The sequence below is a fragment of the Paenibacillus algorifonticola genome, from assembly GCF_000971975.1.
Taxonomy (GTDB): domain Bacteria; phylum Bacillota; class Bacilli; order Paenibacillales; family Paenibacillaceae; genus Pristimantibacillus; species Pristimantibacillus algorifonticola.
Genome location: NZ_LAQO01000001.1, coordinates 274,885 through 301,333, shown reverse-complemented (window position 1 = coordinate 301,333; position 26,449 = coordinate 274,885). Strand labels below are relative to the sequence as shown.

Genomic DNA, 26,449 nt, shown 5'->3' with positions numbered 1-26,449 from the left:
TGCAGAGCCTTCCGGCTTTTTGGTTTGGGTGTTGTTTGGATAGCAGCTTCCATTTTTTACATCAGCCTCGTTCATAGCTTGTACATTTTCACAGTGTAAACTGGTTGCTAACCCTGTCAAACATAGAAGGCGTTAGAGCCGGGACTGCGTGAAACGCTGGAAAAAGCATAACATACGGACAAGGCGATACAAGGAGGGATAGTATGCTGCAAGGCCATATTTTGCTAGCCGAAGATGATGAGCGGCTGGGCGGGCTAATTGTACAGATGCTTGAGAAATCCGGCTACCATCAGGTTGATTGGGTGCAGGATGGCGAGGATGCTTATGATTATACGTTTGCGGCGCATTATGAAGTCGTAGTGCTCGATTGGATGATGCCGGGCATGAGCGGAGTTGAAGTATGCAGGAAACTGCGGGAGCAAGGCTACAGCGGAGCGATTCTGATGCTGACGGCACGCGATACGCTGCAGGATCGTATAGAAGGCCTTGACTCTGGGGCGGATGATTATTTGGTCAAGCCGTTTGAGCTGTTCGAGCTACTGGCCCGTTTGCGGGCGCTGGGCCGTCGCAATTTTGCGCCGCTTCTGGAGGAAATTGTCCAAATTAGCGATATGACGCTGAACCGTAGCACGCAGTTGTTGAAGCAGGGAGAGCAGGAAGGGGCACTTAGCCCACGCGAATTTCAAATGCTGGATTTGCTGCTGCGTAACAAGGGAAGCGTGATGCAGCGCGAGCTGATTTTAGAGCGGATTTGGGGCTATGATGCCGATGTGGCGCCAAAGACCGTCGATGCTACCGTCAAGCTGCTGCGCAAAAAGCTGGAGCCGTTCGGCAAGGCGGATAAAATCCAGAGCATCCGCGGCGTTGGGTACAAATTCGATGATTAACCGTTTGTTTAAAAATACAGATGTGTTTGCGCAGACGCAGGCGCGGCTGACGCTGCTGTATGTCGGTCTGTTGTCGCTGTTTCTCGCTGTGTTTGTCGTCGTTGTGTACTGGCTACTGTCGTTTGTCATTTACAATGAGCAGAAGAAGGACCTGCTGTCGTTTCTCGATCAATCGACGAACGTTATTGAGAAGCAGATGAAAGACAATCGGCAGGCTGAAGAAATTGATTTGAACGATCGCAACTTGCTTGGCTTTGGCAATGACCAGTTTTTTTATTATTTAGTCAATGCGGAAGGCAGCCTGATTGCGGGCAAAGAGGTATTTCCGTTCTTGAGGCCGGAGCTGCTGGGACTAATCCAGGGCTGGAAGCCGGGCAATGGAGAAGTCAGTTATGAGACGATCTCGACCGATACGGCTTCAGCGGACAGCAAGCCAGGCTCGAAGCCGCCGGCAGGCAAGCTCTCATTAATGATTGCGGGCAAGCCTGTTCTGACCGGACAAGGCAGCTCCAGCATTTTTTATGTGGCGAAAAATATTTCCCAGCAGCATTCGCTGTTTCAATGGCTGCTCTGCATTCTCATAGGCGTCGCGGCTTCGTTTACGATTGTCGCTTTTCTAATTGGCCGATATATGTCGTACCGCGCCATGCTGCCCATTGCCGAATCGTACGATCGGCAGCGCACCTTTACAGCGGATGCGTCGCATGAGCTCCGTACGCCGCTGAGCGTGCTGCTGATGTCGATCAACGCGCTTGAACTGGAGCAGGAGAGCTCCGGCAGCAATGATGAAAGTGCTGGACTCGTTCATATGGAGCTTGAAGATGCCTCAGGTGCAGCCCGATTCGGGACAGCTGCAGGAAACGAAAATGATTTTGTTTCTAAGACGCTTGCGACGATGAAGGATGAAGTGAAGCGGATGACGCGGCTGGTTGGTGATTTGCTGCTGCTGGCCCGTTCGGATGCAAGTGAGCTTGAACTGGAGCATAAAATGTTTGATTTTCGCCCCATTGCCGAAAAGACAGTTCAATCGATGGAGACGTTGGCCGCTTCCAGAAGCATACGTCTTGAGCTGGAAGCGCCAAATCAGACGATGATGCGTGGCGACGCGGAGCGCATGAAGCAGGTGCTGTATATTTTACTCGATAATGCGATTAAGTTTTCGCCTGAGGGAGAACGTATTATCGTCCAGCTAAGCGCGTCAGCCTCGGAGCGTCGGGGCTTGCTGAGGCTGACGGTGCGGGATAAAGGGCCGGGTATTAAAGCGGCAGAAGCTGCCCGCATATTTGACCGTTTCTATCGGACGGATAAGATGCGAACGCGGCGAACGTCCGGCCATGGGCTGGGACTCGCAATTGCCAAGCAAATTGTGGAAGCCCATCAGGGCAAAATTGGCGTATGGCCTGAGGTTGGCAAAGGCAGCACCTTCTATGTGATGATTCCAGTTGCCTTCAAATGAGCGGGAGAGGCAGGCTTGAACGAAAAAAGAGAGGAGGCCGTTTGCTTAGGCTTAAACCTAAGCAAACGGCCTCCTCTCTTTTTCAATAAACGGTTGGACGCTATTCCGCTTATTCGTGAATTTGCGTCAGCAAATCGCCAAGCACCTTCATCGCTTCGGCTTCCTGCTCGCCGTCGATCTCCAGCGTCACTTCCTCGTTCATGGCAATACCGAGCGTCAGCATGCTGAGCGAGCTTTTCCCATTTACTTTTTTGCCCTTGTTCAGGACGGAAATTTTGCAGGGAAATGCGCTTGCGGCCTGAACGAATGTTTTAGCCGGGCGAACGTGAAAACCTGTTGGGTTAAGAATCGTAAACGTTTGACTGATCATGAGGAGATCACTCCATTTCGGATATATTTTATTATTGGGCTAATCTTTATTTCCGTTTTTGTTGGACGAAAGCGGTCACTTGCTCATAGCTGCGAATGCGAAGCGCCTGCTCAGCGTAGGCAGCCCACTCGGCCTGCTCCAGCTCGCCAACGAGCTGTCTAGCCTGCAAAATTGCGCCAGCGCTCATGCTGAATTCATCCAGCCCAAGCCCAAGCAGCAGTGGAATGGCCGTCGTATCGCCAGCCATTTCCCCGCACATGCCAACCCATTTGCCTTCCTGCTTCGCGGCTTTGATCACCATGTTGATGAGGCGCAAAATCGAAGGATGCCATGGCTGATACAAATAAGATACCGTCTCGTTCATCCGGTCCGCCGCCATCGTATATTGAATCAAATCGTTCGTCCCGATGCTGAAAAAATCAACCTCTGGCGCGAACAGATCAGCGGACACAGCAGCGGACGGAATTTCAACCATCATGCCGACTTCAATGCGGTCTGCAACAGCAATGCCTTCGTCAGCAAGCTTTGCCTGCTCTTCGGCAAGTAGTTTTTTCGCCTCAAGCAGCTCTTCGATGACCGCAATCATCGGGAACATGATTTTAAGATTGCCGTGGCTGCTGGCACGAAGCAGAGCGCGCAGCTGCGTGCGGAAAATATCCTGGCGATCGAGGCAAAGCCGGAGCGCACGCTGTCCAAGGAATGGATTGCTTTCCTTCGGCAAATCCATGTAAGGAAGCTCTTTGTCGCCGCCAATATCGAGCGTGCGGATGACGACGGGCTTGCCGTTCATTTTTTCAAGTACATATTTGTAGCTGGTATATTGCTCCTCTTCAGTAGGCAGCGAGCTGCGTCCCATATAAAGAAACTCGGTGCGGAACAAGCCGATGCCTTCGGCGCCATTATCGAGCGCGCGCTGTACATCCTCCAGCTTCCCGATGTTGGCCGCGAGCTCAACCTGCTTGCCGTCCTTAGAAAAGGTTGGCTGATCCTTGAGCTTGGTCAGCTCGGCTTTAAACGTGTCATATTGCTGCTTTTGCTGCTGGAAGGCAGCAAGCTCGTCTGCGGACGGGTTGATAATGATGGAGCCAGCTTCGGCATCCATTGCGATAAAAGCATCCGCCGGCAATGAGCGAAGGGCGGAGCCGACGCCTACGATTGCCGGAATTTCCAGCGTTCGCGCCATAATGGCCGAATGGGAAGTACGGCTGCCGATTTCGGTAATGAAGCCGCGCACGACGTCCAAATTGAGCTGCGCTGTATCCGAAGGCGTCAAATCCTCGGCAATAATAATACATTCCTCGGTCATATTCGCTAGATCGAGATGGGGCACTCCGCGCAAATGGCTCATAATGCGGCCCGCCACATCTTTAATATCGACGGCTCGGCCTTGAAGCAGCTCATCCTCCATTGCTTGCAATAATTCAATGAAGGAAGTCGATACTTCATGAAGGGCATATTCAGCGTTAATGCCTTCGTCGCTTATTTTTTCCTCTGTAGCATCAATGAAATCAGGGTCTTCCAAAATCATTAGATGGCCTTCAAAAATTTCGGCTTTATCTGCACCAAGCTTTTGCTCCGTAGAAACTCTGATCGCTTCAATTTCTTCCTGCGCCTGGGCTACTGCGCTGCGAAAACGTTGAATTTCCCCTGTCGTATTTACGGCTTCAAGCTTTTTCGGCGTATAGTGGTCTTGATGAATAAAGTAGGCGGGAGCTGCCGCGAGTCCTGGCGATGCACCCGTACCTTTCCTTAATGCCGTCATGCAACCTCATTCCTTTCCTTGACTCTTTGACTCCTTGGCTACTTGACTTGAACCGGGAGCCGTTTGTTTTAAAAATGATTACAGCTTGCTGTAGGCTTCTACGATTTGCGCGTGCAGCGGGTGTTCCGCCGGCAGCGACGTATAATGGGCAATAACCTCGCTGAGTGTGGAGCTTGCGAGAGCTGCCTGAATTTCCGCAGCTTCGGGATCTTCAGTATAGGCAAAGCGCAGCGCTGCGGCCATCGCTTTTGTCAAATGTGCAGTAGGCAGTCCGAGCTCGAAGGCGAGCAGCGCGGGCCGCACGAGACGGTCATCCGGCGACAGCTTGCGAATCGGCGAACGCCCGACACGCACCACTTCATCCGTCAAATAAGGATTAATAAAACGCTCTAAAATTTGCTCAATATACGCTTGATGCTCGCTTTCCGAGAAGCTGTAAGTACGAACAAGCATCGCGCCCGTCTCTTTAAGCGCGCCCTCGACTTCACTGCGGACAGCGGCGTCCTGCATCGCTTCCTGAATAGTGGCATACCCTTGCAAATAGCCATGATAAGCGGCAACGCAATGTCCGGTATTGACGGTGAACAGCTTGCGCTCGATATAGGGCTGGAGCTGGTCAACATAATGGATGCCGGGAATTTCCGGCGTTCCTTGCGGCAGCGCCGAGCGGTCAACCGTCCACTCATAAAAAGGCTCAACCGTCACTTGCAGCGGATCGTCATGCTGCTGAAGCGGAACGATGCGGTCAACGGCCGCGTCTGGAAAAGCAATAGCTTGCTCCGCCTGTGCTTTAACCTCAGCGGCCAGATGGGAATAAACAAGCTCCCCCAGCTGCGTGCTGCCGCCAATCGCATTCTCACAGGCGATAATAGGCAAAAGAGAAGCGGCTGCCGCCGGGTTCTTCGCGAGACGAAGCGTGATGCCTTCAGCGATGGCTCCGGCAATATGCCTCAGGACTGACACGCCGACTGCTGTCGTGACGAGGTCTGCCTCGGCAATCGCTGCGGCAACAAGCGCCGTATCATTGCCGTTAATCGCATTGACGCCCGAAACGGTGAACGACTCTGCTTGCTCGCTGGCAAGCTTAACGGTGTATTGCTGCTTTTCCTGCAGCAGCGCGACGAGTGAGGCATTTACATCGACGAAAGTGACGCTGCAGCCTGCTTGTGAGAGCAGGAGGCCAATAAAGCCTCGCCCGATGTTGCCTGCGCCAAAATGGACGGCCCTCATTCTTCCATACCCTGCTCAAAAATAGCGATGAGCTCGGCCTCGGAGCTGGCGTTCAAAATCCGCTCCATATCGTCTTCCTCGGATACAAGCATCGCAACGCTCGTTAAAATGTTCAGATGGTCATCGCCGACTGCTGCCAGGCCAATGACGAGTTTAGCTGGCTCGTCGCCGCCAAAATCTACTCCGCCAGGCACGATTAGAATCGACATGCCCGTCGAGTGGATGAGGCTTTTGGAATCATTTGTGCCGTGAGGCATCGCAAGTCCGCCGCCAATATAAGTCGAGAGCAGCTCTTCGCGCTCAATCATTTTGTCAACATAGGACGCCGGAACATGGCCTGCTTCAACGAGCAGCTGTCCTGCAAGGCGGATTGCTTCATATTTGTCGTTAACTTGGACGTTCAATTTCACTTTGTCTGTAGATAAAATAGTCATGGCTCATTTCTCCAATCCAGTTTGAATTTGATTTCTTTCTCTAGGTGAAAGGAAATAAATGCTTGAATTTCCGCTGCGCTGCCGTGCTTGAGCAGCTCTGTCAGCTCCGTCATCAGCAGCATCGCGCTCACCTCGCTCAAAATCTCCAGAGCGGTACGACGAAGCTCGGCAGGGCCAAGCATCATTAAAATCTGCTTCACTGGAGCAGCGCTGCTGTCTCCAAATGGCAGCGGCTCATTAAATCGAAATAGGCTGAGCACAGGAAAGGCAATCGCATCAGAGCGGGTATGGAACAACGCCAGCTCCGTGTCCGGAATAACCTGGCTGCCATGCTGCTCCCGTGTCAACAGCAGGTGAACGACCTTCTGCTCGTCGGTCACCGCATGCAAGTGCCGAATGCTTTCAATAAGCTCCTCGGTGACGTCCGTTAAATCGTCTCGAGGCAGGCCAGGCCGTTCCGGCATCGTATAAACCTGAAAGGTTTCCAGCAGCATAACCGCATCAGAGGCGTACATTTTTAACTGCATTAACCGCTCCAGCGGCGAGTGGCTGCTCGTTTCCGGCGTATTGGGCGAGGGAGCATGCTTGAGCGTAATATTTTGAATAAAGGACCGCAGCCGTTCTACTTCCGCCTCCAGCAGCAGGGGACTTAGCTTAATATAACGCTCGGCAGCTATCGGCAAATCAACCGTCGAAATAATAAGATCGTATTGCTGCTCCGGCATGCGAGCCGCTTCGTACCAAGACCGATTGCCAATCAGCTCAATTTGCGGCAGCTCCTTGCTAATTCTAACGGCAAGCAGCTTTGACGAACCGATACCGCTGGTGCAGACAAGCACCGCTCTAACTTTTCGCGGAAACTGCTTGAGCCGTTCCATGGAGGCGCCAAAATGCATGACCATATAGCCAATTTCCTCATCAGGCACTTCAATTGTGCTTACAATAGCATTAACGCCTTTGCGAATAAGGGTAAACAGCAATTCATAATCTTTCTTAATTTGCGCGAGCAGCGGATTGCGAATCATGCTGCCTTCCTCGATTCTGCGAAAAGCAGGGAGCATATGCTGCTGCAGACCTTCTCTAAGTGAACGGTCCTCAGTAAAAGGCTCGCCGAGCTGCTCCTCCATAAAAGCGATCAGCTTCGTTACACTTGCACTGAGCGTCCAATCTCCTTGGGCGAGCAGCAGTCCATCTTCTTCAGTCGAATCGGTAGCTTTTAGCAGCTTGGCGATATAGCGGACTTCCTCAGAAGGCAGGTCCATTGCAAGCATGCGCAGCAGTTCCTCGGCTTTGCTTCCCCCTCTCGCTGAGTAGGAGGGCAGAGCTCCGTTCACATGCGGTGGAACCAAATGGCCTTCCTGAATTCGCGTCATCGTGACAGCAAGCCGAATGAGCAGATTTAAATGCTCTTTTTCTGATAATTGCAGCTGCCAGCCATCCTCCAGCTTCCAAAACGCCTGCTCCAGGGAGAAAAAATGCTTCCTGCCAACCATCGCCAGCAGCTCTTTCGATAAAGGATGCAAGGCGACGGCTTCCTGGGCTTGGCCGAACAGGTCGGATTCGTCCAGATGAGTTTGCGCGAGCCAAGCAATAAACAGCCTTTTTGCTGGCTCTGGTCCGCTTATTTCTACGCCGTAGCCGCGCCTGCGCACGAGTGTCAGCCCGTGATCGCGAATCATTTGCTCCAGCTCGTCAAGATCATGGCTAATCGTTGGCATCGTAACGCGCAGCTGGTGGGAGAGCGAAAATTGTTTGATCGGCTCGGTATGCTTAAGCAGCCTGCACAATATAAGCGCCTTGCGTTCCTCAGCTGAATATTCAAACAGATCCGCATGCTCAAGCGCTTGCTTAAAACGCTCCAGTCTCTCGCTGTCCGCTTCAATTTTGATCCCGATTCCGGAACGCTTATGCAGCTTGATATGATTGGCAGCTAGCACAAGCTCAATGTCACTCAGCTCGCGGTGAATCGTTCGGGTGCTTGCCCCTACCTCAGCGGCAATATCGGCCGCTGTTATTTCATCCCGCTGCTCCAGAAGCAGCTCTACAATACGTCGCTGTCTCGTCGATACTTTGATAGGAGATCATCCTTATCCGGGAAATGGACTTAACGCCGACATTAAATGTCAGCGTTAAGCGCAAAGTCTAGGCTTGCTTCGTTTAAAATATAAGAATTTATAAGCCTCACACTTATAAATGGACTTATATTTCACCCTCGAAACGGCAGCTTTGCCGCCAAAGGGCAGCTTCAGCCGTTTACGCTTAGCTTAATCTTTTGATCAAAGCATCATACTCGGGGCTCTTCAAGAAATCTTCAATGGAGATGTGCTCAGCTCCAGGAACTTTGAGGCGCGCCCGTTCAGTCAGCGATTTATGGGTAATGACGATATCCGCATCGGAAGGGAGATCGTTAATCGCCGTGTTGGTCACCTGTATAGAAAGACCAGCTGCTTTGACTTTCTTTTTCATAATGGAAGCGCCCATTGCACTAGAGCCCATTCCAGCGTCGCAGGCAAAAATAATTTTGTTCACATCGTCTTTCGATTTCACCGTGTTAGCGGCTGCGGAAGCTGTGACAGCTTGAGCACCAGCCGTTTCAGCTCCTTTGGACGAGGCTTTCATATCTTGCATTTTAGTCGTTGCTTCCTCAATATCGCCTTGAGCGTTTTTGCTTGTTTTCAGCAGAAGCGCACCGATTACGAATGATACCGCCGCCGCAACGACAACGCCGCTAATCATAGCAAAGTAGCCGTCTTTAGGCACAAGGGCAAAATAAGCGAGAATACTTCCTGGTGAAGGAGCGGCTGTAAGGCCTGCGCCCAGCAGGGAGAAGGTGAACGTACCAGCCATGCCGCCGCCGATAACCGCAAGAATGAGGCGCGGATTCATCAGGACGTACGGGAAATAAATTTCGTGAATACCACCGAAAAACTGAATGATGATAGCGCCTGGAGCAGAGCCTTTCGCTGCGCCTTTGCCAAACAGCCAATAAGCGAGCAAAATACCAAGACCAGGACCTGGATTCGACTCCAGCATGAACATAATGGATTTGCCAGTAGCAAGCGATTGCTCAAGCCCGATTGGACTTAAAATACCGTGGTTAATCGCATTGTTCAGGAACAAAATTTTACCCGGCTCAATTAAAATGTTCGCCAGCGGCAGCAGGCCGTGGTTGATGAGAAATTCAACGCCGGAAGAAATCAGCTTGCTGAATGCGGTAACGAGCGGGCCAACACCTTTGTATGCCCCAATAGAGAGCGCCGCGCCAATGATGCCGGAAGAAAAGTTGTTGATAAGCATTTCGAAGCCAGAGGGAATTTTGCCTTCCAGCGATTGGTCAAATTTTTTCAAAATCCATGCGGCCAGCGGACCTACGATCATGGCTCCAAGGAACATGGTAATGTCCGATCCGAGAATAACGCCCATCGTGACCATGGCACCGATGACGCCGCCCCGAGTGCCGTGAACCATTTTACCACCTGTATAACCGATCAGGAGCGGCAGCAAATAAGTAATGGTTGGGCCAACAAGCGTTGCCAAATCTTCATTTGGAAACCAGCCGGTCGGGATGAACAGGGTCGTAATAATCCCCCAGGCAATAAATGCACCGATATTCGGCATAACCATTCCGCTTAGGAACCGGCCGAATTTCTGCACCCCTACCTTTACGCCGCCGGATGACGATTGTTGTACTTCTTGACTACTCATGACATGACTCCTCCTCAATGAATTGCGAAGCAATAACAGCTTCGATAGGCGCGGGTATATGAATGAACGAAGCGATCATCACGCGCAACAAGTTTTCACCGTTTTTCATGTAGCTGTTAACAAACGGGTTTATAATCATGTTAATGTATAGCGTTTACAGTCGCAATGAAAGGAAAAGAAGAAAGCGTCATGAGCGCTGTTGACAGTATTTATTTTGGCAGAAATAAAGGGGGTATTCTAATGATTCGCCAAAAAATGATCATTTATCAATTGAAAAGGCGAATGTTTGAACGTTGGAAGGTAAAAAAAGTACGTCTATTTTCCAGAGTAATCTGAAATGGTGTTCACAATAAATAAAGTTGTAGACTAGGAATATAAAGACAAGTAGTCTGACACCTATTTTCAGTAAAATAGATTAACGTCTATATAGTTATTAGTTAAAAGTCTATACCTTCAATAGAGAAATCTCATAATATACAATTGTTGTATAGGGAGATGTTTAGCTTGTAGAGTGTCAATATCCATAATAAAAATGGAATGACTTCAGTAACAAGAAAGCATGCACGTAATAAGAAATGTATCGTCAAAAAAAGAAAATACGTATAACAGCTAAACGGAAAGTGATGAACTCTAATACTGGTCGGAAAAAAGATTTTAAAAAGAAAACAATTATTGTTTGCCCTCTGAGAAGAAAAAAGAACGTAAAAAGTTTATTTTATCCAGAAAAAATTTTAAACGTGTTGCTTGTACACAGCTGGAAAATATTGTAACGGCTCCGCGAGTATTGTGACCTCAAATATTCAGTGCCTTGAACATTAATCTAAACAATCAAACTATTTTTTAGGTACGCCTATTATTCTCGAAATCATTCAATTTTTTGCTCAAGTAACCTTATAAAATGTGCGTTTAATCAGATGATCCGCCCTTCCCTTTAATCTATCTCTGTCATTTACTAGTAGAGATTGAAGAAGGGAGGTGATATAAATGGCAATTACAAAACCCTTTATGGCTGCTCGAAGGTTTACTGCTACAATTGGAGACGGAACAGGTGTCGGCGTTGCATATAATATTCTTGCAACAGCCACCACCAATGATGCCGGAGTTGCTGCCACAGCCTTTCCAACTGCACCCGCCTATTATAATCTTTATATTAATGCGCAGATTCAAACAGCGGATACTTCAACCGTTACCACCACTGCGATTACGATACCTGGTGGTGATACACTCGATCCTGCGACAACAATTGTAGTCGAATTTGTTGTAAACTAATCATCTTTATTGATGAGATGCCGACAATTATATTGTTTTGGATTGTCGGTATTGTCTTTTTAAATGCTTTTGGGGATATTATTTTCGTACATATCTACTTGAAAAACAAATAAAGGAAGTGAAAATGAATGGCGATTATATACCCTATCATTCCCCCCATAATTTCCGGTGTTATTTATAATGTAGGTGCTCAAACTGTTCCTGTAGAAACTGATATTATTTTTGATTCAAATGGCATTCTTTCACCTGGAATCACACATGACCCCGGAACCGCACAAATTGCAGTTAGCAATCCGGGAAAATATGAGGTTACTTTTTCCGTGACGTGTGCAGAACCCAACCAATTCGCCCTATTTTTAAATGGCACGCTGGTTACGGGAACTGTATATGGTTCAGGTGCCGGCACTCAGCAAAACAATGGGCAGGCTATAATTGCTCTAGCGGCCGGTGATGTTCTTACTCTGAGAAATCATAGTTCAGCTGCTGCGGTTAGCCTTCAGACTTTGGCCGGTGGTACACAAACAAACGTAAACGCTTCTGTTGTCATCAAAAAATTAAGTTAGCTTCTAATAATATTGATGAAATGTGAACATCTTGTTTGCATTTTAGATCGAACGGTCGATGCAATGGATGCACAAAAGATATGAACTAGGCATACAATTATCGTCGTCCGCGGAAGGTTCGGCGCAGGTCATCGACCCAGTTGCCCGGAATTTCCCAAGGTATGAAGTGGCCGCCTTGTTCATGGGCTGTTATGTTAACGTGATTGTACCAAGGTGCACGGTCGCTGCTGAGGAAGTTCTCAACTCTGTTCCCGGTTGTGACGCCTGACGGGTTCTCGTAGCCTACGAAGGTAATGCCGGTGGGCGCTTTAACGACAGGCCAATGGTCGTGAGTTGGCGTCCACGGGTATCGATTTGCGTTTGCGTAAAAGCGCATTGAAGATTCGATGGCATTATTTACCCCAAAAGATGGTCGCATGTGTAAGAATGTCATCCTTTGTAAAGACATTCTTGACATTGCCGTCGTTGCTGCTCCATCTGGCCCATCGTTCCAAAATCCATGCGAGCATTCCAACTGGCGAGTCGCTCAATCCGAAGGCGAGTGTACTCGGATCGAGAACATGTACGGCAAGATGCGATGCAAAACGGTGATCAAATTCCAGTATTTTGCTGCGAACCTCATCAGGAATGTTGTCAGGGATTGGCCGCCCACCGCTGAGATCCCATGCGCGAGCACCGTTGAATAGGCTGAGCTTCTGTGCGGAGCCAATGTGGATGGCATAGAGTTCGTCATTATATTTGTGGCCAAGTTGACCAGTCACGAGAGCACCAACGTCGCACCCCGCTGCGGCGTATTTTTTATAACCGAGAATATCGGTCATGAGTGTATGCCAAGTCCACGGCCAACCATGAGTCAGTATTAGCGGAGTGGGATTTGGTCCAACACCGGGCTTTCGCATAAAGTGTATAGGAACTTCGTCAACTTTTATTTTGTAGTGTTCATAGGCGTTGATCGCAGCTTCGGATTTGCGCCAGTCAAATTCATTGATCCAGTAGTCGACGAGCTCCGCGAGGTAGCTCCTGCTCACGCCATAGTACCAGTCTTCATTGCCATTGCCAAGAGGCCATCGGGTAGATTTCAGCCTTGTATTGAGATCTGTAAGCAGGTCCTCTGAAACGTAAATCGGTGTGGGTTCAAGCGCAAAAGCGGATTCTGTCATGCGTGTTCCTCCTTGATCTGCGTAATTCGATCTATTCGGCGTGAATCGATGACCTTCGCGCCTTGACTTGTAATGTGAACCAGCACTGCACGGCCATCGGTTGGATCTGATCGACGTTCAACTAATCCGTCGCGCTCTAGACGCGTTACTAGCTGCGTGATTGCTGATTGTGTAACCTGTTCAGTAGCTATCAGCTCATTCAGTCGCATCGGGCTTTTGTGCGACAGCGTGTGCAGCACCGATAGCGTGGTGAAGCTTAATTTTTCAATGGATGGCAATCGAATAAAAATTTTTGTTAAGTCCTCGATCACCAGGGCGAAGTTACGAACGTTCAAATCAGTTGGGTCAGTTTTAGTTTCCATGACGAAATTGCATCACTTACTTATATAAATATCTAATGTAAATGAGCCGGGAACCGCTTGATAGCGAGGGCAGGGCAGCCGTAACAAAAGAAAAGAGCGTAAAAAATCGCTTATTCTGCGATTTTTTACACTCCGTTTCACAGGGCTGTTTACAGCCTTCTGCGGTTGTAGAAAATAACGAACACACTCGATAAGATTAAAATGATTAAGGCGATGCCTGCAGTCATGGCTTCCGATGCGCTGCCTTGCGGCTGAGCGCTTTGACCGCCGGGACCGCCGCCGCCCATGCCATTCGGTGGCGCCATCATGCCACCTTGGCCGCCCATACCGCCTTGGCCACCAGGTCCGCCGCCGCCAAAGCCTCCACCACCGAAGCCTTGACCGCCTTGCTGCGCACCGTTATTGCCGTCAGCTGGGGCGCTGCCTCCACCAGGGAAACCGCCGCCGCCCATGCCTCCGCCAACACCGCCAAAGCCGCTGCTGCCGCTGCCGGAGCCATCGCCAGAGGATGGGATTGTTCCGTCGAGCTGCTGCGTGACGCTTGCTACCTGCGTGCTTGCAAAGGAAAGCACCGTCGTAATGCCCTGCTCATACTCTTCATAAGAATAGAAGGAAGAAGGGTCCGCTTTTACATAAGGAGAAATCAGCTCGGATATTTCTTTAGCTCTGGCAGCAAGGGTATCATCTGCCAAATATCCTTCGATCATTTCTTTTATAATCGCGTGGTATTGCTCCTTGTATTCATCTACTGCCAGCAATTTGGCGATGAGAGGCCGATCCGCCAGCGTGCCGGATGTCGGTTCATCAATGAGCACGCCTGAGCCGCCAAAGCCGCCGAAGGACATATTGTAATCCCAAGGCAAAATCGAGAACAGGCCATCATCCTCATATAAATAGTAGTTATGTTTTTTCTCCGACAAATAGCTGTCCATATTGCCCGCTACCGCGTTCAAGGCGATAAACTTCAATACTTCCTGTATGTCGAGAACACTGTCATAGTCCGTTCCGTTATTTAATTCATCGAGCATTTTCAGCAAAATATCGTCATTGGACGAAGCCGATTTGAGGTCAAGCCCCGTATACGATTTAATCGTCTCCAGCCAGTTCAGCTCGCTGCCGGTTCCGCCGTTTGCTTTGTAAAGCGCACCGTAGCTGTTGCCGAAGTTACGGTCCAAATATTCCTCGCCAATTTGCTCGACGGCTAAATAAAAGCCCCAAAGCTCGCCATTTACATACACATTCACATACGAGTATTTAGGGGTTGGCAAGCCCATTGATTCGGCAAGCTCATAGGAAAGGAACTCACGCATATAGGAGGCGTCGCTGAAATTATTGTTCAGATTGATTTTGCTAATGCCTTCAATCGTCTGATTGACATACTCATCGAAAGACAGCTTGAAGCTGTAGCGATCAGAATCGGTCATATTGACGACGCTGCTCAAGCTGAGATTGCCCTTCGTGCGTATGCCGACATTTTTGAACACTTGGCCGTTATAATCGACAGTCGCTTCCTTAAATTCCTCGGAGCTGGCATTGTCCAGCATATTTTGAAAATCATCTTTGTCCACTGTAATTTTTACATCAATAACCTTGTCCTTGGGAAAAACCGTCTCATCCAGCGCCTGCTCCCCGTCAGAAACAACGCTTGTTTCCGTTGTCGTTGTAGTAGAGTCTGTACCCTTGGTACAGGCTGTAATGGTGAGGAGCAGAAGGAGGGAGCACAGGCTTAGAAGCAAGGTTGAAGCTTTTGCCTTCATGCCGGCAACCTCCTTTTATTAAGATACATAATCCCCGCTGTAGCTAATCAAGACGGCATTTTTGACACCTGTAAGCTCGGAAAGCTGGTTGACAAACGCACCTTCCTGATCACGAAGCCTGATTTCAATCGTCATCTCTACATTGCCGCGTGTAACGTTTTTTTGCTTCACATTGTAACGTTTGACGAGTTTGTTCAGACGGCTGTGAATTTCTTTCTCCGTCGTTTCATTGTCGCAGTTGACGACAAGCAGGTATGGCTGCTCAACCGATCCGCCTTTTACGAAGAAGAAGAGCACGAGGCCGACAACAACGGAGCCAATAACAGCGAGCGTATAGAAGCCTGCACCCGATACGATACCGGCAACCGCTGCCCAGAACAGGAAAATCAGGTCGGTCGGATCTTTAATTGGCGTTCTAAAGCGGACGATGGATAATGCGCCGACCATACCGAGCGAGAGCACCAGATTGGAGTTGATCGCTATAATGACCATAGCCGTAACCATCGTCATGCCGATGAGCGAGACGTTGAAGCTTTTGGAATAAAGCACGCCGCTGAAAATCCGTTTGTACAGCGTATAGATGAAGAAGCCGATCAGAAAAGCTACGCCCAGCGTTATGAGTATTTTTGAAATGCTAATATCGGAAGTAAAGTTGCTCATCACCGAGTTTTTAATAATATCGGAAAAAGAGGTAGACGTTTCTGTCGTTGTAGTAGTTGCGGCAGCTGCCGTAGTAGTTGTCTCCATCGTTTAAAAATCCTCCCAAGTGTTGAATTTAAGATATTTGCGGCAGATCACGTATTTGGATGCCGAGGTGCGATTCAGCCCTTCGAGCTGGAGCGCGATTTTAATATAAGCCGGGATGTATTCATCGAATTTCACTTCAAGAATCATCCGGTTATCTTCCAGAGCAATGACGGGATCAAGATTCGGGTCGAAAATGTCCAGCGCATGCAGGCCTGTTCGCAAATCCTTGTCGAACGTAATTCGCACATTGCCATTTTCGTAAATGTAAGGCTCGCGCACATAATCAACGATCACCTTTGGGCGTAGCAGCCGGTGCTTCATCTCGTTGTAAATTTCCATAAGCAGCGGCTTATCGGGCCGGTTGAACACCTCGTAGTCGCCAGCCATCATCTGGTCATACATAGTCCGCGAAAGCGGCTCCTTGACTTTGGCAATGTAATCCTTGAATTTGATTTTTTTCTCAAAATGGATGACCTTGTCCTGCGTATTGTAAATGCGAATCCGATATTTGCTTCGGTCACGTACGCCGCCAAGCTTCTCATGCAGCGCTTTATTGTTCACATCGTCGAAGTACAAGCTTCGAATGTGGTATTCGCCCGTATCGCCGACATTGGCGTCCTGCTGCATCATATTTTTAAGCCGCTGCCGGATAATGAAATATTGATGCTGGTTGATAATAAATTTCAGCTCATGCCGGAACTTCAAATGTTGCTGCATATTACTCCCTCCTTCTCTCTATCAATCGTTTAGCTGTTATGGTGTATTGGCTAAGCTGTTTGTAAAGCTATTGTAAATTTAGATGCTGATGTGAAAATGAGTGCCCGCTGAAAGATTGCTGAATGCCGAGTGAAACGTTTGACTTGCCTTGTGCGGGAGCGTTATCGTAAAAGGCAGTACAGGTATGAACTGCCCTTGGAAGGAGATTGCGATGAAAAAGGAATGGATATGGATTATTGCCCTTTGTCTTATACTATTGCTCGTTGTTGCAGGAATAGAGTGGCTGAAATCGGATGGGACAACAGAGAAGGCTGCTGGTAGGCCTTATGCAGTCGTTACGACCTTTAAGGAGGATGCGGCAACGAGCCGCGCATTCACTTGGTTCACCGATAATCCGCAAGCGGGAACGGTGCTGGAATGGATCGAAGGAATGGATGCCGGGAAATTGTCGGATGAGGGGACGCAGGTCAGTCGCCTAGAAGGGAAGGCGGCAACGCTGGATACGGGCAGCGGCGCAGTAAGAGGGGTGCATAAGCTGGAGCTGACGGGGCTGTCGCCGGGCACTGCCTATACGTACCGCGTGGGCGACGGGAGTGAGAGCGGCTGGAGCGAAGCGTTCCATTTTATGACGGAGGCGCAGGATGCGGATCATTTAACTTTTATTAATGTGACGGATTCGCAAGGCATAACGGAGCAGGATTTCGAGCTGTGGGGAAATACGCTGGATCAGGCGTTTGCGACATTTCCTGGCGCGCAGTTTATTGTGCATAACGGTGATTTGACGGAAAATCCAGAGGATGAAATCGCGTGGCAAAACTTTTTTGGCAAGTCGCAGCAGTGGGTTACCCGCTTTCCGCTTATGCCAGTTACAGGCAATCATGACGAGGTTGATGACAACGCAGACGATTTCATCTCTCATTTCAATTTGCCCACCAATGGGGCGAAAGGCTCGATTGAGGGAACGACGTATTCGTACGACTACGGCTCGGCGCACTTCATCATGCTGAACACGGAATCGAACAAGAAGGAGCAGACGAAGTGGCTTGAGAAGGATTTGGCGGCTACAGACAAACGCTGGATTATTGTGTCGGTGCATCGCGGCCCCTATGCCGGCAATCAATACGAGAAAATCGATGATTGGGTTAAGCTGTTTGATAAATATGGAGTTGATCTCGTGCTTCAGGGGCATAACCATGAATATGCAAGATCGTATCCGCTGAAGGCTGGCAAGGTTACAGGGGATGGAGAGGGTGTCATCAGCACATCAAGCGGCACTGTCTATGTCGTAACTAACGCAGCGGGGCAGAAGTTTAATGAGAAGAAAGAGGATCAATTTTATCATAAGGTTCATTTTCAAAATAATAAGCAAATGTTTGCTGGCATTACCATCGAAGGAGATAAGCTGACTTACGAGGCTTATGATGTGGATCGCAAGAAGCTGGATGCGTTCGTGCTGCAAAGTGAAAAATAAAACAGGGTGTCCCGGCGGCCAGTTCATGGCTTTGAGGGACACCCTGTTTGCTTATGTTCTGATCAAGCTATACATCCTCTAACGGCAGCTTGACGGTGAAAGTGCTGCCCTCGCCGATGATGCTGGCCGCCTCAATCGTACCGCCATGGGCCTCAACTATGGATTGCGTAATTGAAAGCCCAAGGCCTGCTCCGCCGCTCAGACGGGTACGGGAAAATTCACTGCGATAAAAACGCTCGAACAAATGGGGGAGATGCTCCGGCTTAATGCCTGCTCCGTTGTCGGTGACGCTGATGACGGCTTTGGCTCCCGCTTTTGCGAGCTTAAGCGTTATTTTGCCCTGCTGGGCATCGGTGTGCTGGACCGCATTTAAAAATAAATTGAGCACCACCTGCTTGAGCTGATCGGGATTATACCGTCCGCTTATCTCGTTTGCGGTTTCGATAAGTACCTTGCGCTGGCCTCCCAAAATATGCAGCTGCGGCTCCAACTCGTGAATCAGCTTGTCCAGGCTCGTATCGACCTTAACGAGCTCAGGCGCTTGATCAAGCTTGGCTAGCAGCAGTAAATCCTCGACCAGCTTGTTGATGCGCGTCGATTCCAGCTTCATGCTTGTTAAGGCGCGGTGCAGCTGCTCAGGATTTGAAGCGGCTCCGCGCAGCAGCACCTCCAAAAACCCATGAATAGAAGTGAGCGGCGTCCGCAGCTCATGCGAAGCGTCAGCGACAAAGCGCCGCATCCGCTCCGTCGTCTGCCGCTCCGTCTCGAAGGAGCTTTCCAGTCGTCCAAGCATGCCGTTGAACGCTTCGGAAAGCAGATCGATTTCCTGCTGTCCTTGTGAAATAGGCAGTCGTTCGGTGAGATTGATGGCATCTGTGCGCTGCACTGCCTTCACGATGCGCGACAGCGGCGCAAGCGTCTTGCGCAGCAGCGGCAAATACAGCGATAAGCCTCCTGCCAAGGCAAGAATAGACAGCCCAGCGAAAATCGCGAGCTGCGAAGCGAGCACCGTTTGCAGCAGATCGGTATCGTTGCCTGCTTGAATGAGCCCATCTGGGGAATCGGGCGGTCCGGCCAGCCGAAAGACGACAAGCTGCTGTGCACCTTCGCTGTTGCTGAGTAACTGATAGCTGACCTCGCGATGTTTTTTCAGATCCTTTAAAATTTTCATGTATTCCGCTTGGCTAAGCTCTGGTGTCCAAGTTTCACTGCTAGTCGTCATTACCGTCCGTTCTCCTGTGTTGCTAACGTAGGCAAGAGATAGTCCTGGCTGAGTGAAATTAGGCATATTGCTTGGGTTCTCCTGCGAAGGCTGCCCGTTTGGGTCAGGTGAACGGGCCGGATCGGAAGAGGGGGGCTGCCCGTTTTGCTGAGTAGATGGATTTTCTACCGATGGCTCCGGCGGTTGTGAAGATGTGGCAGCATTAGGTGTCTCATCACCGTTATAGGGTGATTTTTTCGGGTAACCCGGTTTGTAGTCTGAATGCCACTGGCGAGGCATCGCCTGAATTTGCGCTTCCAATGCCTCGGCGCGATTATTATAAATAAAGTCCTTCATTAAAACGTATTGCAGCGTTCCAATTAACAGAAGCAGCCCTGCCAGTACGAACAGCGAGCGGCTGAGCAGTTGGTAGCGAAGCGATTCGGGCTTTAAGAGACGCAGCAGCAGCGGAGCTTTTCGGCCTGTCATGGAAAATCCATGCGATAGCCAGAGCCGCGCAGTGTACGAATAAGCCGGTGCTCTTTGTCCTGCAGCTTCTCGCGAAGCGAACGGATGTACACCTCCACAATGTTTTCCTCGCCGCCAAAATGATAGCCCCATACTTTGTCCAAAATAAGCGCCTTGCTCAGCACAATGCCGTTATTCATGACAATAAATTTCAGCAGCTCATATTCGGTAGGTGACAGCTCCAGCACTTGATCCATATAGGATAGCTCCTTGCGCAGATCGTCGATGCGGAACGGGCCGTATACAACTTCCCCGAGCAAATTCGGAAACTGATTGCGAAGTCTCGCTTGAATGCGGGCAAGCAGCTCCTCGAAGCTGAATGGCTTAATGACATAATCGTCAGCGCCAATCCGGAGCCCTTTCACGCGATCCTGCGTTTCGTCCTTGGCGGTCAGCATAATAATGGCGATATTATCGCCCGTTGCCTTAAGCGCCTGGCATACTTCAAAGCCGTTCATACCCGGCATCATCACATCCAAAATCACAACATGCGGCTTGAAGTCGCTAGCGACCATAATCGCTTCCTCGCCATTGCTGGCTGTCCGAACATCCGCACCTTCATTCAGCAAGCCAAGCTCCAAAAACTGCACAATATGCGGCTCATCATCAACAAGCAGCAGCCTAATTCCTTTTACCGACATCTTATCATCTCCAGTTTTGCTAACGGTTGCTTCTTACATTATTATCTGTTTCGGCGAAAGTTTCATCTGAATTCTGTGGTTTTAAGCAAATTTTCAGCTTTGCTTCATTCGGGTTTCAGGGAAACGGCGCACAATCTCTCATAGTGAAGCAAGCAAGAGACGGAAGCGAAGGGGCGGCTGAGCCATGGCAGCAATAAAAAAGCAGCGAGTAGATGCAATATGGATTCTATGTATACTCGTATCGGCATTATTGAATGGATTTTTAATTTGGACAGATGACCATGTCAATACGTATTATACGACCACGGTCGCCAGCATGCTGCAAAGCTTCCACAATTTTTTCTTTGCAACGGTAGATTCTGGAGGCTTTGTAACGGTTGACAAGCCGCCGGTAACGTTCTGGGTACAGACGGCGTTTGCCTATGTATTCGGACTGCATGGCTGGAGCGTGATTTTGCCCCAAGCGTTATCCGGCATCGGCTCGACGATTTTGCTGTATGTGCTGTTTAAACCGACCTTTGGCCTTACGGCAGCGCGAATCGGGGCAGCAGCGATGGCGACGATGCCAGTTGCGGTTGCGGTGAGCCGAACGAATAATATCGATAGCATGCTCGTTTTTACGCTGCTGCTTGCAGTATGGCTGTTGTTCCGCGGAACCAAGCAGGGTAAGGCGATGTGGCTCATTGGCGCTTTTGCTGTCATAGGGGTCGGTTTTAATATGAAAATGATGGAGGCCTACATGGTGCTTCCGGCCTTTTATTTATTTGCTTTAATGGCGTGGAAGGGCAAATGGTTTAAAAAAATTAGCCTGCTGGCAGGTGCGACCGCCATTATGCTGATCATTTCTTTGTCTTGGGCGGTGACAGTCGATTCCATTTCGACTGATAATCGGCCGTATGTGGGCAGCAGCCAGACAAATTCCGTATTGGAGCTGGCTTTCGGGTACAATGGTCTTTCAAGATTAACGGGAAATCGCGGAGGCGGGACCAGCTCGATGATGGGGCCGCAGGAGCTTCCGGCAGTTGTAAACATGGCGTTTGCCCAGACGAATGTTGTAAACAGCTGGTTCAGCGGCGATGTTCCAGGCGGGAATCGCAGCGTTGCGTCCATAGAGCAGGATGGGCAGGGAGCGGGCGATGATGCCGGCAGCCGTCGCTGGGCAAACAGTCAGGGTGCGGACAGCGATAGCAATAATGGCGGCAGAGCCGAGAATTTTGGAAATGGCAGAAATGGTACTGATGGCGGAGCCGGCGGGCTCTCAGGAGGTGCCGGAGGAGGTGCTGGAGCTGGCGGTTTTAACGGCGGGCCTGGTGGCGGTGTTTCTGGCGGCATGTTTGGAACAGGAACGGCAGGTCCACTTCGTTTGTTCCAAGCCGAGCTGTCTGGTCAAGCAAGCTGGTTCTTGCCTTTTGTATTTGTGGCTTGCGTGGGTATGCTAGCAAGCATTCGCAGACGGAATGTAACGCTGAAGCATAAAGAAGTTTTGTTCTGGCTGGCGTGGCTGGTGCCGGTGATGGGATTTTTCAGCGTCGCTGGCTTTTTTCATCAATATTATTTGATTATAATGGGGGCTCCGATTGCTGCGCTGCTGGGGGCAGGCTGGAGTGAGCTTTGGAGCCAATATCGCAGCAAAGCTGGCTGGCTAGGCTGGCTGCTGCCGCTCGGAATTGCAGCAACAGCTGTGTTCGAATGGTATATTATGCATCCATTTGACGCGGCAATCAGCAGCGGATGGTCACTTGCCGTGCTAGTTGGCGGATTGGCAGCTAGTATGCTGCTGGTTGTACTACGGCTAACGAAGCAGAAGCAGTCGAAGTCATTAATCCAACATAGTGGTGGTGGCACAGAAGGGTATGAAGCTGGGGCGAATGTTGGCGTTCAAAGCGGAGAACACGCGGCGAGCCGCCGAAAAATTTGGCAGCAGCCAGCCGTGAACCTGATTGCGCTGCTCGGTCTTCTTGTTCTTTTCATTGGTCCGGCTTATTGGGCGACGACACCTATTGTATATGGGCAGAGCAGCCAGCTGCCGGAGGCAGGGCCTGATCAGACGAATGCATCTTCCCGTGATGAGCCGCTCAATGAAGAAGCGCTTGCTTTTTTGAAGGCGCATCGTACAGGTGAGAAGTATCTGTTCGCGACGAACAGCTATTCGACTGCAGCACCATATATTATAGATTCCGGGGAAAATGTCATTATACTCGGCGGTTATTCCGGCTCCGATCCCGTCCTGTCCGTAGACCGGCTGAAAGCGCTCGTGGCTGCAGGGGAATTGAAATATTTTCTTGTCTCGCAAGGCGGACGCGGGGGCGGCATTAATAATGAGCTGACGCAATGGATTACTTCGTACGGCAAGCAGGTCCCATCCAGCGAGTGGCAATCGACAGGCGGAAGCGGCAATGCGGCGGACAGCGGCGGTACAGCTAGTGATGCAGCTAGCAATAGCAGCTCCAGGGGCTTTGGCGGAGGCAGCAGCAATATAACGATTTATGAGGTGACGCCGGAAGCTGCGCTTTTGAGCGACGACTTATAAGAACGGCTCTTTAATTGAGAGGGAGCAAATCTTCCAGTAGAAAAAGCATAAAAGCTACGCAAGACCACATGTCTGTGGTTTTGCGTGGCTTTTGCTATAGCTGCTTGCCGGTTTATTATTCCGCTACTGCAAGCTTAATGCGAATGCTGGAAGGATCAGTTGCAAAAATAACGCTGTCCGTCTCCGTAAGTGCTGCTCCCGCATCACGCAGCCTGCTTATAGCTGTATCTCGCTCTGCTTGATTCGGATAGACGATAGTGAAGTATTCCAGCCCTGTAGTGCTGGCGGCTGGTGCAGGAGCGCCAATGCCAGCCCAAATGTTAAGCCCGATATGATGGTGATAGCCTCCGGCTGAGACGAACAACGCTTTGAAATCGGTGTAGTCGCCTACGATGTCAAAGCCCAGCAGCCCATTGTAAAAGGCGCGAGCCGCCGGAATGCCATTAATATGCAGATGAATATGCCCGATTATTGTGCCGGGCGGCAGCAGCGTGGCAGCAGCCGGATCAGCAGCGGCAAGGAGGCCATCCCAATCGACAGGATTGCTTGCCATAACGTAATCGCCATTGTCTTCTTTTTTCCACTCCGAGCGTGGTCTGTCGGCGTAAATTTCAATGCCATTGTTGTCAGGGTCTGCGATATACAGCGCTTCGCTGACGAGATGATCGGCTTGGCCAATATGAATGCCGGAGGTGATTAATCTGGCGAGCGCGGCGCCGAGTGCTTCGCGATTAGGCAGCAGCAGGGCGTAGTGGTATAGGCCAGTCGTTTTTCTGCGCTCAGAGACGATGGCATTCGGAATTTCTTCCAGCTCAATGAGTACGTTCACGCCGTCAGCCGTAAGGCTGGCTGTGCTGCCTTCGCGCTCCAACACCTGCAAGCCAACGACCTCCTGATAAAATTGCAGCGAACGCTCCAAATCGCTAATGTTAAGCTTTACTTTTCCGAGTACGGTATCAGCATGTATGCTGTAGGTCATTTGTAATTCCTCCTGTATTAAGTTGATTACTATTTGTAACTAACTATATTTTATGAACTAACCTTTGTCAAGTTAAAGTCGAGCTTACGGCTAGTGGTCAAATATGACGTGTTGGTGACTATTTGGTAGTTAACTGTAGTTCTTATGTCATATATATGTTAGAGTATTGATAAGGCCTCTTGAACAAAGAGGCCTTAATGAATAAGAGGAGGAAGTAAACATGGCAACATGGCGTGGCTTAGAGCTTCATAAAATGCATACAGGAGGCGAAGTTTATTATGAACCTTAGTGGTGGAGATCAGAGGAGAACGCGTTCCAGCAACCCTTTTTTGTACTTGTTTTTTAAATGGATTTCTTTAACCTCATCGGCGGTTATTGTGCTGCTGTCCTTGTGGTGGCTCATTCAATTTTTGTTTCAAAGCACCGTTGTAGAAGAACAATAAGCGAGAATAAGGCCAGTACGTTTTGCCAGGCTGACCTGCGTGAGCATGTCTAACATTAGGAAAGTAATTGGCTGAACGTAAACGGCAGCTAATTCCAAATATATGAAAAGAGGTACAGCTAACGCTTCGAACCGTTAGCTGTACCTCTTTATTTTTTAAATAAGATGGTTATGACGTTATTACTTCAACAAGCCAGCGTGACGCAAGCCATTGCGAATGCCATTTTCGCTCACATGGGTCGTTACGTAATCGGCGAATGGCAGCAGTTCCGGATGGGAATTGCCCATGGCAATGCCTAGTCCAACGGTTTCTAGCATTTCTTTGTCATTTAGTCCGTCACCGAAGGCAAGTGCTTCCTCCGCCGTCAGTCCCAAATGCTTCAGCAGCGCGGCAATGCCAAGCGCCTTGGAGCCATCATTGGTAAGCACGTCCATTGCAAACGGATGCCAGCGAATATAGCGCAAACCCGGGATAACGTCCGTATACAGATGCTCGTCCTGCGGCTCACAATGCAGGAAAATTTGATAAATGTCTGCTTTTTCCCAATAGCCTGGGTCGAAGCCCGGCTGCGCTACGCGCAGCGACGTTACGGAGTCGAACACCTGAGGATGCGCTTCAGCATTGGAAAAGAATGCGTCATGGCCCTCAAAGACGAGCGAATGGTTATGAAGTCCGGCATGCTCAACAAGCGCCTTGACATCTGTGCGAGGAATGGGATTGTGGTATACGGGAACGCCGTTGTACACGACGTAAGCGCCGTTCAGGCTGACGAAGGAGTTAATCGCAAGCTTCTCGGCAATATCCTTGAAAAAATAAGGCGCACGTCCCGTCGCAATGACAGCCTCGACGCCCTGCTCCTGAATTTCACGAATCGCATCAATCGTATCCTGGGGAATTTGTTTTTCTTCATCTAATAATGTGCCATCAATATCAAAAAAAGCAATTTTATAACTCATTTTTCGTAGGTCTCCTGTTCTATCTAGATGATGTGGTAACTCGGCAGCCGAATGTTCTATACCCCTTATACCATTCGCTTCTGCCTTTAAGCAAGCTTATTCGAGAATTGTTTGCAAAAATCTCTGTAAGGGCATAGGAATATACTTCATTATATTATATAATCAAACGTGGGAAAAAACTTATTGGGAAAAGCGGACTGCCGCAATCCCAAATACAAGGACTAAGGAGACAGTATAATGGCAAAAACATTTATTTTCGGGCATAAAAATCCGGATACGGATACAATCTGTTCTGCGATCGCATATGCTGATTTGAAGGCTAAGCTGGGCTTTGAGGTTGAAGCGGTTCGTCTGGGTGAAATTAGCGGTGAAACGCAATACGCGCTCACCCATTTCAAGGCGGAAGCTCCTCGTCTTGTAGAAACAGTAGCTAATGAAGTGGAGACTGTTATTCTCGTTGACCACAATGAGCGTCAGCAAAGCGCAGCAGATATCGATCAAGTTCGCGTGCTGGAAGTTATTGACCACCACCGTATTGCGAATTTTGAGACAAGCCACCCGCTATACTATCGCGCTGAGCCTGTAGGCTGCACAGCTACGATTTTGAATAAATTGTACAAAGAAAACGGCGTAGCTATCGAGCCGCAAATCGCAGGTCTGATGCTGTCCGCAATCATTTCCGACTCCTTGCTGTTCAAATCGCCAACTTGCACCGAGCAAGATGTAGCGGCTGCTAAGGAACTCGCAGCTATTGCTGGCGTTGATACAGACACATACGGTCTGGAAATGCTGAAAGCAGGAGCAGACGTGCGCGACAAATCGATCGCTCAGCTGCTTTCGCTTGATGCGAAAGAATTCCAAATGGGCAGCAGCAAAGTAGAAATCGCGCAAGTTAATGCGGTTGACACAAATGATGTTCTGGTTCGCCAAGCGGATCTGGAAACAGCGATTAACGCGATTGTTTCGGAAAAAGGCTTGGATCTGTTCCTGTTTGTCGTAACAGACATTTTGAACAGCGATTCCGTGGCACTTGCTATCGGCAGCGCGGCAGGCGCAGTTGAGAAAGCCTACAATGTAACGCTGGCTGACAACAAAGCCGTTCTGAAGGGTGTAGTATCCCGCAAATCGCAAATCGTACCTGTATTGACAGAAACGCTTAGCAAATAAGAGACTGTTACGAAATAAAGTACCGCTAATTTATTGACAAAACTCCCAAAACCGTGGAGATTTTGTCAATAAAAGCGGTTACTAAATTCCTCACAGCTCCTAAGTGTGAATGAA

Annotated in this window: 23 protein-coding genes and 1 pseudogene; 8 read left to right on the top strand and 16 right to left on the bottom strand. The window is 49.5% G+C overall.

Annotated features, from left to right (window positions below; genetic code table 11):
* Positions 1-203: 203 nt before the first annotated feature.
* Together WH37_RS08130 and WH37_RS08125 are read left to right on the top strand one after the other, a co-directional pair.
* The gene (locus WH37_RS08130) at positions 204-887 is read left to right on the top strand and encodes a response regulator transcription factor (protein ID WP_046230040.1); all 684 of its coding nucleotides are present in this window, start codon (positions 204-206) and stop codon (positions 885-887) included.
* Entirely contained in the window at positions 880-2,343 is a 1,464-nt protein-coding gene (locus WH37_RS08125; RefSeq protein WP_052736874.1) for a sensor histidine kinase, read from the top strand. The genes WH37_RS08130 and WH37_RS08125 overlap by 8 nt, the downstream gene beginning before the upstream one ends.
* A gap of 109 nt (positions 2,344-2,452) precedes the next feature.
* Here WH37_RS08125 and WH37_RS08120 read toward each other — a convergent pair whose 3' ends face one another.
* The 6 genes from WH37_RS08120 to WH37_RS08095 form a co-directional block, all read right to left on the bottom strand.
* On the bottom strand, positions 2,453-2,713 hold the full coding sequence (locus WH37_RS08120; protein ID WP_046230039.1) for an HPr family phosphocarrier protein: 261 nt from the start codon (positions 2,711-2,713) through the stop codon (positions 2,453-2,455).
* Between the two features lie 46 nt (positions 2,714-2,759).
* On the bottom strand, positions 2,760-4,475 hold the full coding sequence (gene ptsP / locus WH37_RS08115; RefSeq protein WP_046230038.1) for a phosphoenolpyruvate--protein phosphotransferase: 1,716 nt from the start codon (positions 4,473-4,475) through the stop codon (positions 2,760-2,762).
* A 78-nt stretch (positions 4,476-4,553) separates the two neighbouring features.
* Entirely contained in the window at positions 4,554-5,705 is a 1,152-nt protein-coding gene (locus tag WH37_RS08110) for a mannitol-1-phosphate 5-dehydrogenase (protein WP_046230037.1), read from the bottom strand.
* Positions 5,702-6,139, bottom strand: a complete 438-nt coding sequence (locus tag WH37_RS08105; protein ID WP_046230036.1) for a PTS mannitol transporter subunit IIA — start codon at positions 6,137-6,139, stop codon at positions 5,702-5,704. Before WH37_RS08105 ends, WH37_RS08110 begins: the two co-directional genes overlap by 4 nt.
* Positions 6,136-8,187 carry a BglG family transcription antiterminator gene (locus WH37_RS08100; protein WP_269431289.1) on the bottom strand — a complete coding sequence of 684 codons (2,052 nt, stop codon included), beginning with the start codon at positions 8,185-8,187 and terminating at the stop codon, positions 6,136-6,138. Before WH37_RS08100 ends, WH37_RS08105 begins: the two co-directional genes overlap by 4 nt.
* A gap of 211 nt (positions 8,188-8,398) precedes the next feature.
* Entirely contained in the window at positions 8,399-9,844 is a 1,446-nt protein-coding gene (locus WH37_RS08095; RefSeq protein ID WP_046230034.1) for a PTS mannitol transporter subunit IIBC, read from the bottom strand.
* A gap of 984 nt (positions 9,845-10,828) precedes the next feature.
* On the opposite strand from WH37_RS08095, the gene WH37_RS08090 reads away from it, so the two are divergent.
* Together WH37_RS08090 and WH37_RS08085 are read left to right on the top strand one after the other, a co-directional pair.
* Positions 10,829-11,113 (top strand): DUF4183 domain-containing protein, encoded by a 285-nt coding sequence (locus tag WH37_RS08090; protein WP_046230033.1) that lies wholly within the window; start codon positions 10,829-10,831, stop codon positions 11,111-11,113.
* A 167-nt stretch (positions 11,114-11,280) separates the two neighbouring features.
* A pseudogene (locus tag WH37_RS08085) lies at positions 11,281-11,676 on the top strand (BclA C-terminal domain-containing protein); the annotation flags it as partial.
* A 97-nt stretch (positions 11,677-11,773) separates the two neighbouring features.
* Here WH37_RS08085 and WH37_RS36330 read toward each other — a convergent pair.
* The 6 genes from WH37_RS36330 to WH37_RS08060 form a co-directional block, all read right to left on the bottom strand.
* A complete protein-coding gene (locus WH37_RS36330) occupies positions 11,774-12,094 on the bottom strand; it encodes a hypothetical protein (RefSeq protein WP_231594159.1) in 321 nt (106 codons plus the stop codon).
* Positions 12,069-12,836 (bottom strand): epoxide hydrolase N-terminal domain-containing protein, encoded by a 768-nt coding sequence (locus WH37_RS08080; RefSeq protein ID WP_231594158.1) that lies wholly within the window; start codon positions 12,834-12,836, stop codon positions 12,069-12,071. The genes WH37_RS36330 and WH37_RS08080 overlap by 26 nt, the downstream gene beginning before the upstream one ends.
* Positions 12,833-13,198 carry a MarR family winged helix-turn-helix transcriptional regulator gene (locus tag WH37_RS08075; RefSeq protein ID WP_082110703.1) on the bottom strand — a complete coding sequence of 122 codons (366 nt, stop codon included), beginning with the start codon at positions 13,196-13,198 and terminating at the stop codon, positions 12,833-12,835. The genes WH37_RS08080 and WH37_RS08075 overlap by 4 nt, the downstream gene beginning before the upstream one ends.
* Positions 13,199-13,347: 149 nt before the next feature.
* Complete coding sequence (locus WH37_RS08070; protein ID WP_046230031.1) at positions 13,348-14,955, bottom strand: CotH kinase family protein; 1,608 nt, start codon at positions 14,953-14,955, stop codon at positions 13,348-13,350.
* Between the two features lie 18 nt (positions 14,956-14,973).
* The gene (locus WH37_RS08065) at positions 14,974-15,702 is read right to left on the bottom strand and encodes a DUF4956 domain-containing protein (protein ID WP_046230030.1); all 729 of its coding nucleotides are present in this window, start codon (positions 15,700-15,702) and stop codon (positions 14,974-14,976) included.
* 3 nt (positions 15,703-15,705) lie between these two features.
* The gene (locus WH37_RS08060) at positions 15,706-16,419 is read right to left on the bottom strand and encodes a polyphosphate polymerase domain-containing protein (protein ID WP_046230029.1); all 714 of its coding nucleotides are present in this window, start codon (positions 16,417-16,419) and stop codon (positions 15,706-15,708) included.
* A 211-nt stretch (positions 16,420-16,630) separates the two neighbouring features.
* Between WH37_RS08060 and WH37_RS08055 the strand changes: the two genes are divergently transcribed.
* Entirely contained in the window at positions 16,631-17,890 is a 1,260-nt protein-coding gene (locus WH37_RS08055) for a purple acid phosphatase family protein (protein WP_046230028.1), read from the top strand.
* Positions 17,891-17,957: 67 nt separating this feature from the next.
* Here WH37_RS08055 and WH37_RS08050 read toward each other — a convergent pair whose 3' ends face one another.
* Entirely contained in the window at positions 17,958-19,580 is a 1,623-nt protein-coding gene (locus WH37_RS08050) for an ATP-binding protein (RefSeq protein WP_046230027.1), read from the bottom strand.
* On the bottom strand, positions 19,577-20,260 hold the full coding sequence (locus tag WH37_RS08045) for a response regulator transcription factor (RefSeq protein ID WP_046230026.1): 684 nt from the start codon (positions 20,258-20,260) through the stop codon (positions 19,577-19,579). The genes WH37_RS08050 and WH37_RS08045 overlap by 4 nt, the downstream gene beginning before the upstream one ends.
* A 184-nt stretch (positions 20,261-20,444) precedes the next feature.
* On the opposite strand from WH37_RS08045, the gene WH37_RS08040 reads away from it, so the two are divergent.
* Positions 20,445-22,790, top strand: coding sequence for a glycosyltransferase family 39 protein (locus tag WH37_RS08040; protein WP_046230025.1), 2,346 nt, complete (start codon positions 20,445-20,447; stop codon positions 22,788-22,790).
* Between the two features lie 115 nt (positions 22,791-22,905).
* Here the strand turns inward: WH37_RS08040 and WH37_RS08035 are convergent, their stop codons facing one another.
* Positions 22,906-23,769 carry a VOC family protein gene (locus WH37_RS08035; protein ID WP_046230024.1) on the bottom strand — a complete coding sequence of 288 codons (864 nt, stop codon included), beginning with the start codon at positions 23,767-23,769 and terminating at the stop codon, positions 22,906-22,908.
* A gap of 278 nt (positions 23,770-24,047) precedes the next feature.
* Here WH37_RS08035 and WH37_RS35425 point away from each other — a divergent pair, with 278 nt between their 5' ends.
* Positions 24,048-24,212, top strand: a complete 165-nt coding sequence (locus WH37_RS35425; RefSeq protein WP_156182259.1) for a hypothetical protein — start codon at positions 24,048-24,050, stop codon at positions 24,210-24,212.
* A 179-nt stretch (positions 24,213-24,391) separates the two neighbouring features.
* Here WH37_RS35425 and WH37_RS08030 read toward each other — a convergent pair whose 3' ends face one another.
* Positions 24,392-25,168 (bottom strand): Cof-type HAD-IIB family hydrolase, encoded by a 777-nt coding sequence (locus WH37_RS08030; RefSeq protein WP_046230023.1) that lies wholly within the window; start codon positions 25,166-25,168, stop codon positions 24,392-24,394.
* A gap of 237 nt (positions 25,169-25,405) precedes the next feature.
* Here WH37_RS08030 and WH37_RS08025 point away from each other — a divergent pair, with 237 nt between their 5' ends.
* Entirely contained in the window at positions 25,406-26,335 is a 930-nt protein-coding gene (locus WH37_RS08025; RefSeq protein WP_046230022.1) for a manganese-dependent inorganic pyrophosphatase, read from the top strand.
* Positions 26,336-26,449 lie beyond the last annotated feature (114 nt).

Coding starts and splice junctions, on each gene's coding strand:
- WH37_RS08105 (WP_046230036.1), bottom strand. CDS start 6,139: ATGACTATTTTATCTACAGACAAAGTGAAATTGAACGTCCAAGTTAAC.
- WH37_RS08050 (WP_046230027.1), bottom strand. CDS start 19,580: ATGACAGGCCGAAAAGCTCCGCTGCTGCTGCGTCTCTTAAAGCCCGAA.
- WH37_RS08060 (WP_046230029.1), bottom strand. CDS start 16,419: ATGCAGCAACATTTGAAGTTCCGGCATGAGCTGAAATTTATTATCAAC.
- WH37_RS08025 (WP_046230022.1), top strand. CDS start 25,406: ATGGCAAAAACATTTATTTTCGGGCATAAAAATCCGGATACGGATACA.
- WH37_RS08070 (WP_046230031.1), bottom strand. CDS start 14,955: ATGAAGGCAAAAGCTTCAACCTTGCTTCTAAGCCTGTGCTCCCTCCTT.
- WH37_RS08040 (WP_046230025.1), top strand. CDS start 20,445: ATGGCAGCAATAAAAAAGCAGCGAGTAGATGCAATATGGATTCTATGT.
- WH37_RS08125 (WP_052736874.1), top strand. CDS start 880: ATGATTAACCGTTTGTTTAAAAATACAGATGTGTTTGCGCAGACGCAG.
- WH37_RS08055 (WP_046230028.1), top strand. CDS start 16,631: ATGAAAAAGGAATGGATATGGATTATTGCCCTTTGTCTTATACTATTG.
- WH37_RS36330 (WP_231594159.1), bottom strand. CDS start 12,094: ATGCGACCATCTTTTGGGGTAAATAATGCCATCGAATCTTCAATGCGC.
- WH37_RS08110 (WP_046230037.1), bottom strand. CDS start 5,705: ATGAGGGCCGTCCATTTTGGCGCAGGCAACATCGGGCGAGGCTTTATT.
- WH37_RS08090 (WP_046230033.1), top strand. CDS start 10,829: ATGGCAATTACAAAACCCTTTATGGCTGCTCGAAGGTTTACTGCTACA.
- WH37_RS08030 (WP_046230023.1), bottom strand. CDS start 25,168: ATGAGTTATAAAATTGCTTTTTTTGATATTGATGGCACATTATTAGAT.
- WH37_RS08095 (WP_046230034.1), bottom strand. CDS start 9,844: ATGAGTAGTCAAGAAGTACAACAATCGTCATCCGGCGGCGTAAAGGTA.
- WH37_RS08045 (WP_046230026.1), bottom strand. CDS start 20,260: ATGTCGGTAAAAGGAATTAGGCTGCTGCTTGTTGATGATGAGCCGCAT.
- WH37_RS08065 (WP_046230030.1), bottom strand. CDS start 15,702: ATGGAGACAACTACTACGGCAGCTGCCGCAACTACTACAACGACAGAA.
- WH37_RS08075 (WP_082110703.1), bottom strand. CDS start 13,198: ATGGAAACTAAAACTGACCCAACTGATTTGAACGTTCGTAACTTCGCC.
- WH37_RS35425 (WP_156182259.1), top strand. CDS start 24,048: ATGAACCTTAGTGGTGGAGATCAGAGGAGAACGCGTTCCAGCAACCCT.
- WH37_RS08035 (WP_046230024.1), bottom strand. CDS start 23,769: ATGACCTACAGCATACATGCTGATACCGTACTCGGAAAAGTAAAGCTT.
- ptsP (WP_046230038.1), bottom strand. CDS start 4,475: ATGACGGCATTAAGGAAAGGTACGGGTGCATCGCCAGGACTCGCGGCA.
- WH37_RS08120 (WP_046230039.1), bottom strand. CDS start 2,713: ATGATCAGTCAAACGTTTACGATTCTTAACCCAACAGGTTTTCACGTT.
- WH37_RS08080 (WP_231594158.1), bottom strand. CDS start 12,836: ATGACAGAATCCGCTTTTGCGCTTGAACCCACACCGATTTACGTTTCA.
- WH37_RS08130 (WP_046230040.1), top strand. CDS start 204: ATGCTGCAAGGCCATATTTTGCTAGCCGAAGATGATGAGCGGCTGGGC.